This window comes from Pseudomonas sp. RA_15y_Pfl2_54, assembly GCF_963971015.1.
Lineage (GTDB): Bacteria > Pseudomonadota > Gammaproteobacteria > Pseudomonadales > Pseudomonadaceae > Aquipseudomonas > Aquipseudomonas baetica_A.
Window position 1 is genome coordinate 72,337 of record NZ_CAXAPN010000010.1, and the last position, 15,866, is coordinate 88,202.

General features: G+C 57.6%; 12 protein-coding genes. 8 read left to right on the forward strand and 4 right to left on the reverse strand.

The window, feature by feature from the left end; translation table 11 throughout:
• Positions 1 to 258: 258 nt before the first annotated feature.
• From AACY50_RS09740 to AACY50_RS09760, 5 genes are read left to right on the forward strand one after another with little or no spacing between them, the layout of a single operon-like run.
• Complete coding sequence (locus AACY50_RS09740; RefSeq protein ID WP_339464290.1) at positions 259 to 3,756, forward strand: response regulator; 3,498 nt, start codon at positions 259 to 261, stop codon at positions 3,754 to 3,756.
• Positions 3,756 to 4,589, forward strand: coding sequence for a CheR family methyltransferase (locus AACY50_RS09745; protein ID WP_339538499.1), 834 nt, complete (start codon positions 3,756 to 3,758; stop codon positions 4,587 to 4,589). Before AACY50_RS09740 ends, AACY50_RS09745 begins: the two co-directional genes overlap by 1 nt.
• Complete coding sequence (locus AACY50_RS09750; protein WP_339464286.1) at positions 4,586 to 5,179, forward strand: chemotaxis protein CheB; 594 nt, start codon at positions 4,586 to 4,588, stop codon at positions 5,177 to 5,179. The genes AACY50_RS09745 and AACY50_RS09750 overlap by 4 nt, the downstream gene beginning before the upstream one ends.
• Complete coding sequence (locus AACY50_RS09755) at positions 5,173 to 6,387, forward strand: hybrid sensor histidine kinase/response regulator (protein WP_339538500.1); 1,215 nt, start codon at positions 5,173 to 5,175, stop codon at positions 6,385 to 6,387. The genes AACY50_RS09750 and AACY50_RS09755 overlap by 7 nt, the downstream gene beginning before the upstream one ends.
• Before the next feature lie 44 nt (positions 6,388 to 6,431).
• A complete protein-coding gene (locus AACY50_RS09760; protein WP_221729806.1) occupies positions 6,432 to 6,809 on the forward strand; it encodes a response regulator in 378 nt (125 codons plus the stop codon).
• Positions 6,810 to 6,896: 87 nt separating this feature from the next.
• On the opposite strand, the gene AACY50_RS09765 is transcribed toward AACY50_RS09760, so the two are convergent.
• From AACY50_RS09765 to AACY50_RS09780, 4 genes are all read right to left on the reverse strand, one after another.
• A complete protein-coding gene (locus AACY50_RS09765; protein ID WP_339538501.1) occupies positions 6,897 to 7,808 on the reverse strand; it encodes a halovibrin HvnA in 912 nt (303 codons plus the stop codon).
• 197 nt (positions 7,809 to 8,005) lie between these two features.
• Entirely contained in the window at positions 8,006 to 9,676 is a 1,671-nt protein-coding gene (locus AACY50_RS09770) for a response regulator (RefSeq protein WP_339538502.1), read from the reverse strand.
• On the reverse strand, positions 9,673 to 11,175 hold the full coding sequence (locus tag AACY50_RS09775; RefSeq protein WP_339464283.1) for an ATPase domain-containing protein: 1,503 nt from the start codon (positions 11,173 to 11,175) through the stop codon (positions 9,673 to 9,675). Before AACY50_RS09775 ends, AACY50_RS09770 begins: the two co-directional genes overlap by 4 nt.
• Positions 11,176 to 11,285: 110 nt before the next feature.
• Positions 11,286 to 12,341, reverse strand: coding sequence for a tetratricopeptide repeat protein (locus AACY50_RS09780; RefSeq protein WP_339464282.1), 1,056 nt, complete (start codon positions 12,339 to 12,341; stop codon positions 11,286 to 11,288).
• Between the two features lie 172 nt (positions 12,342 to 12,513).
• Here AACY50_RS09780 and AACY50_RS09785 point away from each other — a divergent pair, with 172 nt between their 5' ends.
• The 3 genes from AACY50_RS09785 to AACY50_RS09795 are packed head-to-tail and all read left to right on the forward strand — an operon-like array spanning position 12,514 to position 15,824.
• The gene (locus tag AACY50_RS09785; RefSeq protein WP_339538503.1) at positions 12,514 to 14,649 is read left to right on the forward strand and encodes an FUSC family protein; all 2,136 of its coding nucleotides are present in this window, start codon (positions 12,514 to 12,516) and stop codon (positions 14,647 to 14,649) included.
• A complete protein-coding gene (locus AACY50_RS09790) occupies positions 14,639 to 14,839 on the forward strand; it encodes a DUF1656 domain-containing protein (protein WP_339464278.1) in 201 nt (66 codons plus the stop codon). The genes AACY50_RS09785 and AACY50_RS09790 overlap by 11 nt, the downstream gene beginning before the upstream one ends.
• 4 nt (positions 14,840 to 14,843) lie before the next feature.
• Positions 14,844 to 15,824: an HlyD family secretion protein gene (locus AACY50_RS09795; RefSeq protein ID WP_339464277.1), complete on the forward strand. Its 981-nt coding sequence runs from the start codon at positions 14,844 to 14,846 to the stop codon at positions 15,822 to 15,824.
• Positions 15,825 to 15,866 lie beyond the last annotated feature (42 nt).

Here is a 15,866-nt window from a genome sequence, read left to right on the forward strand (position 1 = left end):
AGCTCTCAAGGGTGGGATTCAGGGGCGTCAGCCGATCAGATGTGATGGGCTCATGCATGAGTAAGTGGCGCATAGCCACAAGTTCCCGGATCGATACAAAAAAGATTAGCTGCATACGGGCGAGCAAGGATAACTGTTGGCGTGACGCAAGACGCGGGCATTTGTAGGAATTTGCTGCTCAAACAGTCAGAAAAATAGATCCACCTTGCCGTTTTGGGGCAAACTCTGTGATTTTCAACAGTTCGACAAGGCTGCCACATGTCCTCTCCGTCTTCGGTTGATGAGCAACGGTTCCGCAAACTCCTGAGTCGCAACGTCAGCCTGCCGCTGGGTGTTGGCGTGCTCAGTGCGGTGTTCTTCGTGTCGCTGATCACTTATCTGCTGTCGGTCATCCAGTGGGTCGAGCACACCGACCGCGTGATCAATAACGCCAACGAAGCGGTGAAGCTCACCGTGGACCTGGAAACCGGCATGCGCGGTTTCTTGCTCAGCGGTGATGAGCATTTCCTTGATCCCTACGAAACAGCCAAACCGCGAGTCAACGTGGCGCTCGAAACCTTGCTTGAGTTGACTGCCGACAACCCGGTGCAGACTGATCGTTTGCGTCGTCTTCAGGCGTTGCAGACCGAGTGGGCAAACTATGCAAAATCGATGATCGATTTGCAGCGTTCCAGCGGTGACTATAAAGCGGCGGTCCAGGCCGGGCGCGGCAAGCGCCTGACCGACGAGATCCGCAAGCAGTTCGAAGACGTGATCGACATGGAGCAGCAGTTGCGTGCCTCGCGCAACGAAGACGTGCGCCACACCACGATCTGGAGCATTACCCTTTATCTGCTGTTTGTTGCCGGCATCAGCGGGCTACTGGCTTATATCGGTCGTCGTGATTTGCTCAATCTGTCCAACAGCTACAGCGCCAACCTCGCCGCGCAGCAAGCGAGTGCCAAGCGTCTGGAGCAGCAAGCATGGTTGCGCAACGGCCAGACCGAGTTGGCCGAGCAGGTGCTTGGGCAACTGACACTCAATCTGTTGGGTCGCAATATCCTGCAGTTCTGCGCGCAATACCTGGGCACTGCCGTGGCGGCACTGTACGTGCGTGAGGAGCACGGCGGTTTGAAGCGCGTGGCAACTTACGGCTTCTCCCGCGAGCAGGAAGGGCAGGAACAGTCGATTTACAGCGGCGAAGGCATCGTGGGTCAGGTGGCGCAGCAAGCGCGACTGATACGCCTCGATTCGGTACCCGCCGATTACTTCAAAGTCAGTTCTGGTCTGGGTGAAGGCCTGCCACATAGCGTGCTTGTGGTGCCAACCAGTGACGATGAACGGGTCAACGGCGTGATCGAGTTGGGCTTTTTGCGTCCACTCACCGATCGTGATATCGAATTGCTGGAGCTGATTGCCGGCAATATTGGCACGTCCATCGAAGCCGCACGCTACCGTCAACGCTTGCAGGAAGTGCTGGCCGAAACCCAGCAGCTCAACGAAGAGTTGCAGGTGCAACAGGAAGAGTTGAAAACCGCCAACGAAGAGCTGGAAGAGCAGTCACGGATCCTCAAGGAATCCCAGGCGCATCTTGAAACCCAGCAAGTGGAGCTTGAGCAGACCAACGAGCAGCTCGCCGAACAGGCACACGCTCTGGCCGAGCAGCGTGATGCCATGGATCTGAAGAACACCGAATTGAATCAGGCTCAGGTGCAACTCGAAGAGCGCGCCGAAGAGTTGCAGCGTTCGAGCAAGTACAAGTCCGAGTTCCTCGCCAACATGTCCCACGAACTGCGCACGCCGTTGAACAGTTCGTTAATCCTGGCCAAATTGCTCGCAGAAAACCCACAGGACAATCTCAGTGCCGAACAGGTCAAGTTTGCCGAGTCGATCTACTCTGCCGGCAATGACTTGCTCAACCTGATCAACGACATCCTCGATATCTCCAAGGTCGAGGCCGGAAAGCTTGAAGTGATTGCGGAAAACACCAGCGTGGCGCGTCTGGCCGACGGCCTGCGCAGCGTGTTCGAACCCATGGCGGCAGATAAGCGACTGACGTTCAGCGTCGATCTGCTCCCGGATGCGCCGACGTTGTTGTTTACTGACCGCCAGCGTTTGGAACAGGTGATCAAGAACCTGCTGTCCAACGCCTTGAAGTTCACCGAACAGGGCGCTGTCAGCCTGACCATCAGCGGTCAACCCAACGATCACATTGCCTTCATCGTGCGTGATTCGGGTATCGGTATTGCGGCGGATCAGCAGGAAAGTATTTTCGAGGCGTTCCGTCAGGCTGATGGCACCACCAACCGCAAGTACGGCGGCACCGGTCTGGGCTTGTCGATTTCCCGGGATCTGGCGACGCTGCTGGGCGGCTCGATCAGCGTCAGCAGCGTGCCGGGGCAGGGCAGTGTCTTCACACTGGTGTTGCCGCAGCAATACAACGAGTTCAGTGAAGTCTCGACCGAGCTTCTGACGTTCACGCCGCCGCCACAGACATCGACGGCGGCATTGGCGCCTGCGGTGGTGGTTTCGCCCATGGCTGCGCAGCCTATCCCGCGTTTTGCCGATGACCGCAATAACGCGCCATTCGCCACCCGCTGCATTCTGGTGGTGGAAGATGAACCGAACTTTGCGCACATCCTCTACGACCTGGCCCACGAACTCGGCTACCAGTGCCTTGTAGCCCATGGTGCGGATGAAGGTTATGACCTGGCCAAAGAGTTCGTGCCGGACGCGATCTTGCTGGACATGCGTCTGCCCGACCATTCCGGGCTGACGGTGCTACAGCGCCTGAAAGAACACGCCGAAACCCGGCACATCCCGGTGCATGTGATTTCGGTCGAAGATCGTGTCGAAGCGGCGATGCACATGGGCGCCATCGGCTATGCGGTCAAACCGACCACCCGTGAAGAGCTCAAGGACGTGTTTGCCCGTCTCGAAGCCAAACTGACCCAGAAGGTCAAACGCGTGCTGCTGGTCGAAGACGACGATTTGCAGCGTGAAAGCATCGCTCGGCTGATCGGTGATGACGATATTGAAATCACCGCTGTCGGTCTGGCGCAGGACGCGCTGGAGCTGTTGCGCACGACAATCTTCGACTGCATGGTCATCGACCTGAAGCTGCCTGACATGCTCGGCAACGACCTGCTCAAACGCATGTCCACCGAGGATATCTGCTCGTTTCCGCCCGTCATCGTCTATACCGGGCGCAACCTGACCCGCGACGAAGAAGCCGATCTGCGCAAGTACTCGCGCTCGATTATCATCAAGGGCGCGCGCTCGCCGGAACGCTTGCTCGATGAGGTGACACTCTTTCTGCACAAAGTCGAATCGCAGTTGTCCCATGAACGGCAGAAGATGCTCAAGACGGCGCGCAGCCGCGACAAGGTCTTCGAGGGACGCAAAGTGCTGCTGGTGGACGACGATGTGCGCAACATTTTCGCCCTGACCAGTGCGCTGGAGACAAAAGGTGCAGTCGTGGTGATCGGTCGTAACGGTCGCGAAGCGATTGAGAGGCTGAATGAAGTCGAGGACATCGACCTGGTGCTGATGGACGTAATGATGCCGGAAATGGATGGTTTCGAAGCCACCATTGAAATTCGCAAGAATCCGCGCTGGCGTAAACTGCCGATCATTGCGGTGACGGCCAAAGCCATGAAGGACGATCAGGAACGCTGCCTGCAGGCGGGCGCCAACGATTATCTGGCCAAGCCCATCGACCTGGATCGCTTGTTCTCGTTGATTCGCGTGTGGTTACCGAAGATGGAAAGGATTTAGTGGAACGCGAGAATTCAGTGCATCGAAATAGCGAAATCGAATTACGGTTGTTGATTGAGGCGATCTACCTCAAGTACAGCTATGATTTTCGCGACTATTCAGGCGCTTCGATCAAGCGCCGGGTACAACACGCGTTGAGCCAGTTCGAATGCGCAACGATTTCGGCATTGCAGGAAAAAGTCCTGCACGACCCGACCGCGTTCATGCAACTGCTGCAATTGCTCACTATTCCGGTCAGCGAGATGTTTCGCGATCCGTCGCACTTCCTGGCGATTCGCCAGGAAGTGGTGCCACTGCTGAGGACTTATCCGTCGATCAAGATATGGATCGCCGGATGCAGTACGGGCGAGGAGGTCTATTCGATGGCGATTTTGCTGCGCGAAGAGGGCCTGCTGGATCGGACGATCATTTACGCCACCGATATCAATCCGCGCTCGCTGGACAAGGCCAAGCAGGGGATTTTCTCGATGGAGAACGTCCGTGCGTACGCGGCCAACTATCAACAGGCCGGTGGCCAGCGATCATTCGCCGACTATTACACGGCCGCTTATGGCTACGCGATTTTCGACAAAAGCCTGTGCGAGAACGTGACGTTTGCCGATCACAGTCTGGCCACTGACAGTGTGTTCTCCGAAACCCAACTGATCTCCTGCCGCAACGTGCTGATCTACTTCAACAAGAAACTCCAGGATCGGGCGTTCGGACTGTTCCATGAATCACTTTGTCATCGTGGGTTTCTGGTGTTGGGCAGCAAGGAGACGCTGGACTTTTCCAATTATGCGAACAAGTTCGAAGCGCTGGTCAAACAAGAACGGATCTACCGCAAATCATGAGCGACGCCGTGACATTACCTCGAATCGAGGCCATTGTGATCGGTGCTTCCGCCGGTGGCGTGGAGGCATTGCTGGCCTTGCTGGGGCCATTGCGAGAGGGGTTTGTGCTGCCGATTATCGTCGTGTTGCACTTGCCGCAAGAGCGCCGCAGCCAGTTGGCTGAAGTCTTCTCCCGACGTCTCGGCATGCCGGTACAAGAGGCCTGTGACAAACAGAGCATTGCTGGCGGCACCGTGTATTTCGCCACGCCGGGCTATCACCTGTCGGTGGAACAGGATCGAAGCCTGTCTTTGAGCCTTGAAGAGCGCGTGCATTATTCCCGGCCCTCGATCGATTATCTCTTTGAATCCGCGGCCGACGTCTACGGGCCGGCACTGGCTGCGGTGTTGCTGACCGGCGCCAATCACGATGGCGCGCGCGGACTGGCGCAGGTCAAACGTCTTGGCGGGCTGACCATCGTCCAGGACCCCGCTGACTCGCAGGTCGCCACCATGCCTCAAGCTGCACTGAACGTTCTGCAGCCGGATCATGTCCTACCCATTCACGGCATCGGCCGTCTGCTAGTCGAGCTGGAACGAATCGCATGCTGAGTAATATTCAAGCCAAACTGCTGATCGTCGACGATCTGCCCGAGAATCTGCTGGCCCTCGAAGCGCTGATCAAGCGCGAAGACCGCACGGTCTACAAGGCGCTGTCGGCTGACGAAGCGCTGTCGCTGTTGTTGCAGCATGAGTTCGCGATGGCCATTCTCGACGTGCAGATGCCGGGCATGAACGGCTTCGAACTGGCCGAGTTGATGCGTGGTACCGAGAAAACCAAGAACATCCCGATCATTTTTGTCAGCGCTGCCGGCCGTGAACTGAACTATGCGTTCAAAGGCTACGAAAGCGGGGCGGTGGATTTTCTGCACAAGCCGCTGGATATCCACGCGGTGAAGAGCAAGGTCAACGTTTTCGTCGACCTGTATCGCCAGAGCAAGGCCATGAAGCAACAGGTCGAAGCGCTGGAGCAGGCCCGCCGCGAGCAGGAAGCGCTGCTGCAAAAACTGCAGAGCACCCAATCGGAACTTGAGCAAGCGGTGCGGATGCGTGATGACTTCATGTCAATCGTCGCCCACGAAGTGCGCACGCCGCTCAACGGCCTGATACTCGAAACCCAGTTACGCAAGATGCACCTGGCGCGCGATAACGCCGCCGCGTTCGCACTCGACAAGATGCACGCCATGGTCGACCGCGACGAGCGGCAGATCAAAAGCCTGATCCGGCTGATCGAAGACATGCTCGACGTGTCGCGTATTCGTACCGGCAAGCTGTCGATCCGGCCGAACCGTTTTGATCTGGTGCAACTGGTCAGCCACCTGCTGCAAAATTTCGCGCAGCAGATTGAAGCAGCGGAAACCGAAGTGTCTTTCACCGCGTCAGAGCCGGTAGAAGGCAGTTGGGACGAGTTCCGAATCGAGCAAGTGATTTCGAACCTGATGACAAACGCTTTGCGTTATGGGGGCCGAAGTCCGATTCAGGTGCGGGTTTACCGTGAGGGTGAAGAGGCGAGGGTCGAAGTTCAGGACCATGGAATCGGTATCAGCGAGGAGAACCAGAAGCGTATCTTTCAACAATTCGAACGGGTTAGCGCCAAGACGGTAGTGGCCGGGCTCGGATTGGGTTTGTTCATTTCCGAGCAGATCGTCGCCGCCCATGGCGGTTCCATCGTCGTCGAGAGTCAAATCAACGAGGGCGCCCTGTTTCGCGTTTGTCTGCCGATCGAGGAAAACGGCAAACCCGACGCAACCTCTGAGTGACCGCACGGTCGTATCAGCAGCTATTGACCGAACAAAGGCTTCCCATGAGCGTAGATGCACAAGATGTAGTACTTATCGTCGAAGACGAACCGAATATCTTGATGATTCTTTCCATTTATCTAAAGGATCAAGGGTATCGCGTGCTCGAGGCCGAAAACGGAGAGCAGGCGTTCGAAATCCTCGCGAGCAAGCCACATTTGGACCTGTTGATCACCGACTACCGCTTACCCGGCGGCATCTCCGGCGTGCAGATCGCCGAGCCCGCCGTGAAGTTGCGACCTGATCTGAAGGTGATTTTCATCAGCGGTTATCCGCAGGAAATCCGCGAAACCGGCAGCCCGATCACACTCAAGGCGCCGATTCTGGAAAAACCGTTCGATCTGGATGTGTTGCAGGAGAAGATTCAGGAGTTGCTGGCTTGAGGCGAGGTGTACGTCGGCGCAATGCCGACGCACATCAAGTGACTGTCTTGATCCTTCTGCCAACTGCGGCAAATTGTTGATGAGCCGTTATTTGACCTGGTCTGCCTGGTTGTAAATGAACTGCGCATCGGCGTTGGCAGTGCGTGGCAGGTTGATCTTGATAATCGGTAATACCTTGCCCCCCGTCGAATCGTAAAAGTCTTTTTGATCGTACTGTGCGCCCGCCAATCCTCCGTCCAGATAAAAGAACGCCTGCATGGGCAGTTCTTTAGGAATATTTTGCGGCCATGTGGCCAGGACCAGTTCGATATAGTCATGTTGACCTGCAAAGAAGTTGCCCAACTGATGGGCGCGAATGGTTTGGTAGAAAGAGTCTGCCGCTAGATGGTTCATGGCGTCACGTACGTCGAAACTACAAACATTCCAGATATTCTCCCGACGATTCGCCAACCAGCCCTCGGCTGTCGTAATGCCAATCGTCTGGCAACGACGACTCCGGTCGGGTGTATAGGGGTGCGCACCACAACCGGGTGCCATTCTCAGCTGCGTAGCACCGTCGCGTGGAAAGGAACAGAGCACTTCAATTTGCCGTGTGCCGCTTGGCCGCGACAGTACCGGATAAAAAATGAAGCCGTTTTTCTGATTGAACACCAGACCGGTGAATTTGGAGTCTTTGCTCAGGTAGGAGAAAGACACACCGCCGCTGGTTTGAGAATGAGGGCTGGGGTTCCAGGCCTTGTAAGCCGTAGACGGAACGGTTGAGCGCAGCATGATCCCGCGACAGAGAAACGCCGGCATTGAAGCTGAGCCGCAGTTGACCCGCACATCGTTGTAATGCGCCGTAAGGTCTGCGGCGACCTGCGGACCAGTTTGTGCCGTACTGGATAACGCGCTGGCGACGCCAATTTCATTGTCCGTTTTTACCTGTGTCTGCTCAGGGGGTAAACACCCCGTCAACGACAGCACCAGCATCAATATCAGTGCGAGATTTCTGTTCATTGTTCTTTCCTCTGTTTCGCTCATGCATCAAGTAGGCACGGCTTTCTTCGAAAAGAACGGAGCACCTTTCGCAGCGATTCAAGCAAAGATCAATGCGGCCGAATAGCTGTCAGAGTTGACAGGTTTCAGCCATGAAAAATCGGCTTATGCTGAGCAGCGACCGCTGATGAAACTCAGGTGTCTGCCATGTTCAGGCGTTAGCCTCGGATCATCTCGCGTACCTTGGCCGTCAGCAGATCAAAGGTGAAGGGTTTGGTGATCATCTGCATGCCCGAGTCCAAAAAACCTGCACGTACGGCCGCATGCTCGGCGTACCCGGTGATAAACAGGACTTTGAGCCCCGGTCGGTATTGCCGGCCGATCTCCGCCAGTTGCCGTCCGTTCATGCCTGGCAAGCCGACATCGCTGATCATCAGGTCAATACGCTGAGGTGAGTTGATAATCGGCACCGCAGCGTCGGCATCCGCGGCCTCCACATAGGCGTAACCCAACTCACTGAGCACGGCACTGACCAGCAAGCGAACCGCCGGGTCGTCCTCGACGATCAGCACGGTTTCGCCATCCATTGCATGCGGGGCCTGGAGGGTATCGCGGGCGGGGTGCTCACGTTCTTCACCGCGAAAGCGCGGCAGGTAGAGGTTGACGGTGGTTCCTTCATCGATTTCGCTGTCGATCGAGACATGTCCACGCGACTGCTTGCTGAAGCCATAAATCATCGACAGGCCCAGCCCGGTGCCTTGCCCGATCGGCTTGGTGGTGAAAAACGGATCGAATGCACGGTTGATCACGCTTTTGGGCATGCCGCTGCCGTTGTCGGTGACGCTCAACATCACATAATCACCGGGTTCAAGATTGGGATAGGCCTCGGTGAACTCACGGTGCAGCACCTGATTGCTCGTCTCTACCACCAGTTTTCCGCCCTCGGGCATGGCGTCGCGGGCATTGATCACCAGGTTGAGCAGGGCGCTTTCCAGTTGGTTGGGATCGGCCTCGGCGACCCACAGTTTGTCGTCCAGGCGCATGTCCAGATGAATGCTTTCGTTGAGGCTGCGTTGCAGCAGTTCGCCCATCGACAGCACCAGGCTATTCATCTGCACCGCTTTGGGGTCGAGCGACTGCCGACGCGAAAACGCCAGCAGACGGTGAGTCAGGCCGGCGGCGCGGTTGGCAGAGGTCACGCCTAGATCGATCAGGCTGTCGAGGTCTTCGGTGCGCCCTCGGGCCAGGCGTCGGCGCAGCAGCTCCAGGCTGCCGATGATCCCCGTGAGCATGTTGTTAAAGTCGTGGGCGATACCGCCAGTAAGCTGTCCGACGGCTTCCATTTTCTGCGACTGACGCAATGCTTCTTCGTTATGGCGAAGCTGCGCGGTGCGTTCTTCGACTTGTTGCTCAAGGGTTTCGAGGGTTGATTGCAGGCGGCGTTCGCTTTCGCTCAGGTCGATCAGGCGGTCGCGGGCTTCGTACTGTCGACGTCGACCGCGCAGGGCAGTCGAAACCATGCTGACTAGCGTGGCCGGATGAAACGGGCGTTCAAGAAACGTGACGTTGCCCAACTGGCTACTGAGGTGCGAGGAGGGCGCTTGTTGCTGCCCGCCATGGTGGGTGAGCAATATGATCGGCAGGTCCGACCACGCCGGTTGTTGTTCCAGATACACAAACAACGCTTCCAGCTCTGGCCCATGCAAGGCTTCGGCAGCGATCAGCAGCAGGCCGGCACCTTGCTCAAGCTGAGCGCACAGCGAGCCAAGATCGGGTGTGATCAGGCCGCCGTAACCGGCCTCGTTGAGGATCATCAGCGCAATTTGGCTGTCGCGGCCCACCGGTGCCAGAATCAGCGCCTGTTCGGCCAGCGGCATGGTCTGCGTCACAAGTTATCTTCCGAAAGCAAAGGTTTGCTCGCACCAAGGTAGGTCGGCACACCGCGCAGTACGCCTTGAAAAGCGTCCAGCGGTTCGCCGATGGTCATGCCTTGCGACGAAATACGGTATTCGCGGATTGTCGATTCATGGCTGCCGGTACGTTTCTTGATGATCGAGATTGCCCGGCGAACTTTGCCGATCGCTTCGAAGTAGCGCAAAAGGATCACCGTATCGGCCAGGTAAGTGATATCGACTGGCGCCTGCATATCGCCGACCAGCCCATGCTGGGCGACGGTCATAAACGTCGCGGCACCTTTGCGGTTCAGGTACAGCAACAATTCGTGCATGTGCAGCACGAGGGCGTTCTCTTCCGGCATCGCGGCTTGGTAGCCATTGATGCTGTCGATCACCACGGTTTTGATATTGCCTTCATCGACGCATCGGCGCACACGATGAGAGAACTCGCCGGGCGACAGTTCGGCGGCATCGACCTGCTCGATCAGCAGATTGCCCGTGGCCTGTAAGGCCTTGAGGTCGATGCCGATGTTTTTCATGCGCTCGAACAACAACCCCAGCTCTTCATCAAAAATAAAAAGCGCTGCTTTCTCACCGCGGGACACGGCTGCGGCGGCGAAAATCATCGAGATCAGCGATTTACCGGTACCCGCTGGACCAAGAATCAAGGTGCTGGAGCCCGCTTCAATGCCCCCCCCGAGCAGGGCATCCATTTCCTTGATGCCGCTGGTCAATTGCAGGCGCGCATAGTCGCCGCGGTGTTCGGCGGCCACGAGTCGAGGGAACACATGCACGCCGTCGCCCATGATGGTGAAGTCGTGGAAACCACCACGGTACTTCTGGCCGCGATACTTGACCACGCGAATGCGGCGGCGCTCGGCACCGTAGTTGGGTGTGATCTCTTCGAGACGAATCACGCCGTGGGCGACACTGTGTACGGTCTTGTCGAGTGATTCGGTGGTCAGGTCGTCGAGCAGCAAGACCGTGGCGTCGTAGCGTACGAAGTAATGCTTGATCGCCAGGATTTGCCGGCGGTAGCGCAGGGAACTTTGCGCCAGCAAACGAATTTCGGAAAGGCTGTCGAGTACCACGCGTGTCGGCTTGAAGCGTTCAACCACTTCAAAAATCTGCTTGGTCGCTTCGCCCAGTTCCAGGTCGGAGGAGTACAAAAGGCTCTGCTGGTGCTCGGCATTGAGCAGGCTTTCAGGCGGTGTCAGCTCGAAAATTTCAATATTGTCATCAAGCTCCCAGCCGTGGGAGAGCGCCCCTTGGCGCAACTCACGCTCGGTCTCGGACAGCGTAATGTACAAACAGCGTTCGCCGGCGAGTGCGCCTGCCATAAGAAAATGCAGAGCGACCGTGGTTTTGCCGGTTCCGGGCTCACCTTCGAGCAAGAACACATGTCCGCGAGATAAACCACCGGCCAGGATGTCGTCCATACCCACAATGCCGGTAGCGGCTTTTGCACTGATCAACGCGTTAGATGTAGACAAAAAATGCCCTCTCATGACTAGGGGAGTCGAGGCGCTTTATCGAAAGCGGTCGCCTGATCTACTTGACCCCTTGGCGAGATGGCGGTTCAGAATTTTCTTTGAACGCTCGTTCAGAGCCCTTGCTGCAACGCGGGATCGTCGGGGTTCAGTTGTTCGAGTTGGGCCAGCAGAACCTGCACATTCTGCAGTTGGCCGCTCTCTTTCCAGTAATTGATCAGCAACACCCGTGCTTTGCGATCAGCGGGATGACGCTGAACGATTTCCTGCAACTGCTTTTGCGCGGCCTCCAGTTCCTCGGCGCTGTGCAGAGTGGTGGCGAGGTCGTAGCGGTAATCCTTGTTGTCAGGTTCCAGTTCGACCGCTTTGGACAAGCCGAGCAGGGCGTATTCACGCTGACCGTGGTGCAGCAGCCAAAGACCGAGGGCATGTTGCAGATACGCGGAGTCTGGCTGGGCCTTGAGCTGTCGGGCGAGTAATTGTCGGGCGGCGTCAGTCTGTCCCTGGCGGTCAAGCACATCGATCTGCATGACCAGCGCCTGCAGGTTGCCGGGTTCCAGACGCAGCGTATTGTCCAGTGCAATCTGAGCGTTTTTGAGTTCAGCGTTATGGATGTAAAGGCGAGCCAGTTGCGCATAGTTGGCTGCACTTTCAGGTTGGCCCTTGAGCACTTGCTCCCAGCCGTCAATCGCCTGCTGCAGCGGCGCGAAGTACAGGCCTAGCTCATCAGGCGTCAAACCGAGCAGAGCGTTGATCGCGGCAAAACGGACGGTTTGATTTTCATCATCAAGCATCGGCCCCAGCAACAGGCTGCGTTCACCGCCCGGAACCAGTCCAAGCACACTGTTGATTGCCGCTGCACGCACCTTGGGCGATTTGTTCTGCAGGTCCGCATCGGCGAGTTTCAAGGCCAGCGGACTGGGGTAGTTAGCCAGTTCGTCATGCAGCCAGACGCGTCGCTTGACCGACAGATCGGCACGCCCCAATTGTTGATACAACTGACGTGCCGCGCCCGCTTGACCGGTACGGGCGGCGCTCAGCGCTTCGCTGTAACCGTGCCTGATCGCGTCCGGGATCACCGGGGCGCTGCTGCGCAGGGATAACCAGGCCACGGTGATGACCAGCACGAGGCCAAGGCTGATGAGCAGGTAACGGCGGGACTTGAGCATGCAGGATTCCGAAAACAGGCGAACTTGAGCGCAGCGGCAAGCTTCGGTCAGCCCGGCCTGTGAGTCAAACCCGATACATGCGAATCGGCCTACAAGTCGCGTCGACTCTGTGAGTCGTGAAGTTTTCAAGGCAGTGTCTACGCTTGGAGGAGTTGTTTCGACGAGTGTGCCCATGCAAGCCCTGCTCAATTACTTCAAGGCCGTGATACATCCCGGTCAGGCGATCCTGCTGTTTGCCTTGCGCACCATCGCGGCGGGGTTGCTGACGCTGTATCTGGCGTTTGTGTTCGATCTTGACCAACCCAAGTGGTCGATCATGGCGGTCGTCATTGTCAGCCAGCCGCTGGCAGGGATGGCGTTGGCGCGCAGTTTCGGTCAGGTGATCGGTACCACCCTGGGGGCGGCCGTCGCGGTGTTGATCATGGCGATTTTCCCGCAGGCGCCGCTGCCATTCATTACCACGCTGGCCTTGTGGCTGGCCTTGTGCACGGCAGGCGGCACCTTGCTGCGCTACACCAGCTCCCAGGCATTTGTACTCAGTGGCTATACCGCTGTGGTGGTGGCATTACTGGCTATTCCCAATCAGGACGGCACCTTTCTATTGGCCATCACCCGCGTCACCGAGACCCTGCTGGCCGTGGCGTGTGTCTGTGTGGTCAGCTTGCTCACGGCGCGCCCGGAAGCCGTGGCCAAGGGGTATTTCGCCAAGGTCGACCAAGTGATCAAACTCGTCGCCAGCCACGCCGCTGCAGTGATTCGCACAGAAGAAAGCGAAGCCCAATTTCAGCGCCGACAAATGCAGTTGCTCGGTGAAATCAGCGTCCTTGAAGGGCTGCGGCGCCACCTGTATTTCGACGCGCCACGATTGCGCAGTGCCAACAATCTGGTGCTGCTATTGGGCAACCAGCTGATGTTGCTGACGTCTCGGTTGACCGCATTGAGGCATCAGCGCGAACTGCTCACCGAGCGCTGGGAGGGCGATTTGCCGCAGAATGTCCAGCGCCTGCGTGCCGCTGAACTGGCGCTTCTCGATCAGTTGGCGGAGCAGGGGAGGTCTATGTCTGCCGAGACGCGGCATCACTTCGTCACGCTGCAACAGCAGTTCGAAGCATTGGCTTACCAGACTGAACAGTTGACCGAAGACCTGAGCGCCCCCCTGCGGTCACTGGCTTGGGCGTTGCGCTGGGAGCAGGCGCGGCTGTTGCAGCAACTGGAGCAAATCCTCGAGTTGAGCGACGCGATTCAGGAAGGGCGCGAGGCCAGTTGCCTTTATCGCGGTCAGGCCAGCTCACTGCATCTGGATTTCACGCTGGCCACCATGAACGCCATACGAGCCTTCACCGCCTTGCTGGTGGCCGGGCTGATCTGGATCGAAACGGCCTGGGACGGCGCTCGGGGCGGGATGATTCTGGTAGGGATTCTTTGTTCGCTCATGGCGACTTTCCCGCGACCGCTGATGGCCGCGCAAAGTTATGCCCGTGGATTGGGGTTGGCACTTGTGGTCTCGGCGGTCTATCAGTTCATGCTGGTGCCGGCGATCAGCGATTTCGAGTTGCTGGCGTTGATACTTGCCCCTCTGCTTTACGTGATCGCGGTGGGTTTGGCGAGCCCGGCGACTGCCGGAATCGGTATGGGCCTTGGGCTGTCGAGTTTTCTTCTCCTCGGCCCACAGAATGTCGGCACCGGGCAGAACACGGCCATTCAATGGTTCGAGTTTGCCGGTGCTTACGTCAGCGCGGCGATGCTGGCGCTGATCGTCTATGCGTGGATTTTTCCGTTTCGCCCGGTCTGGCGAGTTCGCCGGTTGTATCACGAGGCGCGCGAGCAGGTTTATGAACTGACCAAAACACCGCCTACCGACCAACAACAATTCGCCTTCGAAAGCCGCATGGTTGATCGCCTGACCAGCATGCTTGGCTTGTTGCCGGCAACAAATGACCGCGCCATGCAGCAGCTATATGAAATCAGTCTGGCGTGCGTAGCCTTGGGTGTGGCCACCCACCAACTCAGGCAGCAGGCGCAGAACAATGCACTGCTGACGGATGCGTTCAGCCAGCGCTTGTCTTCAAGCCTGCGCAAGACCGGGCGCTTTGTGGCGGGTCGCCACGACGCACAACTGGCGCCGTTGCTGGTCAAGCTGCACGGGTTGGGGGATGAGCTGGATGATTTGCACGTCGCCAGTCATGAACATTTATGGTCGGTGTTTCGCATGCGTGTAGCTTTGATGATCGTCGTTTCATTCCTTGAGCGCCATGGCGAACAGTTGCAACGTAATGCCCCGGAAGGAGAGCCAACCCTTGCCCATTGATTTCGAGATTGGCGGCGTTTATCTGCCACCGATTGCCCAGGCCCTGTTGCTGGCCATACCGATATTCATGTTGCTGGACTGGGTTTTGCGCCGACTGGGGGTGATGCGACGGGTCTGGCATGAAGCACTTTTTGAGGGCGCGTTGTATGTCTGCGTCTGTGCCACGCTGATTTTGCTGATGGGAGCCTGATGCCTTGAAAGTGTTACTTGCTCGATTGACGACGTTGGCGGTGGTGATACTGGCAATCGTGCTCGGCTGGTTTGCCTGGGAGCATTACACCCGCGCGCCGTGGACCCGGGATGCCCGGGTGAGGGCGGACGTGGTGACCTTATCGGCTGATGTTTCGGGACGCATCGTCAGTCTGGCGGTGCAGGACAATCAGCATGTCGACAAAGGCCAGCTGTTGATGGAAATCGATCCGGCACGCTACCGCTTGGCGGTAGAGCATTCGCGGCGCGCGGTTGAAGTGGCAAAGGCCACACTGGGGCAGTCGCAAGCCGCGATTGTTGCCAGTGAAGCACTGCTCAAACAGCGTCAAAGCGAAGAGCGCCGGCGGCGTAAGCTCAAACAAGGCTTTGCCATCTCCGGGGAGGAATGGGAAAAATCCAGTACCGATGTGGCTGTTGCCCAGGCTGATCTGTTGCGCAATCAGGCCAATCTCGGGCTGGCCGAAGCCAACGTGCAATTGGCGATTGCCGCACTGACTCAAGCGCAACTGGACCTGCAGCGTACTCGTGTTGAATCGCCGGTCAGCGGCTATGTCACCAACCTGTTGACGCGTCAGGGTGATTACGCGGTGGCCGGTGGGGCGCTGTTGGCGCTGGTCGACAGTGATTCGTTCTACATCAGCGGCTATTTCGAAGAAACCAAACTGCCGCGAATCGAGGAAGGCGATCGGGTGCGGGTTCAGTTGATGAGCGGTGAAACCTTCGGGGGCACGGTGCAGAGCATCGCCTTCGCCATCGCCGACCGTGAAAACGCCCCGGGCAGTCGGCTGCTGGCCAACATCAATCCGAGTTACACCTGGGTAAAACTGGCGCAACGGGTGCCAGTACGGATCGAAATCGACGGTGACTATGCCGGCAAGAACCGCTTGCGGGCAGGTACCACCGCCACAGTCACGATTCTGGAAAACAAAAAAGATCAGGCACAAAAAAGCCCCGCGACCGAATGATACGCGGGGCAAAAAATTTGGTTGGTTGCGGCCAACCAAAGG

Coding starts and splice junctions, on each gene's coding strand:
- AACY50_RS09780 (WP_339464282.1), bottom strand. CDS start 12,341: ATGCTCAAGTCCCGCCGTTACCTGCTCATCAGCCTTGGCCTCGTGCTG.
- AACY50_RS09785 (WP_339538503.1), top strand. CDS start 12,514: ATGCAAGCCCTGCTCAATTACTTCAAGGCCGTGATACATCCCGGTCAG.
- AACY50_RS09750 (WP_339464286.1), top strand. CDS start 4,586: ATGAGCGACGCCGTGACATTACCTCGAATCGAGGCCATTGTGATCGGT.
- AACY50_RS09765 (WP_339538501.1), bottom strand. CDS start 7,808: ATGAACAGAAATCTCGCACTGATATTGATGCTGGTGCTGTCGTTGACG.
- AACY50_RS09755 (WP_339538500.1), top strand. CDS start 5,173: ATGCTGAGTAATATTCAAGCCAAACTGCTGATCGTCGACGATCTGCCC.
- AACY50_RS09760 (WP_221729806.1), top strand. CDS start 6,432: ATGAGCGTAGATGCACAAGATGTAGTACTTATCGTCGAAGACGAACCG.
- AACY50_RS09740 (WP_339464290.1), top strand. CDS start 259: ATGTCCTCTCCGTCTTCGGTTGATGAGCAACGGTTCCGCAAACTCCTG.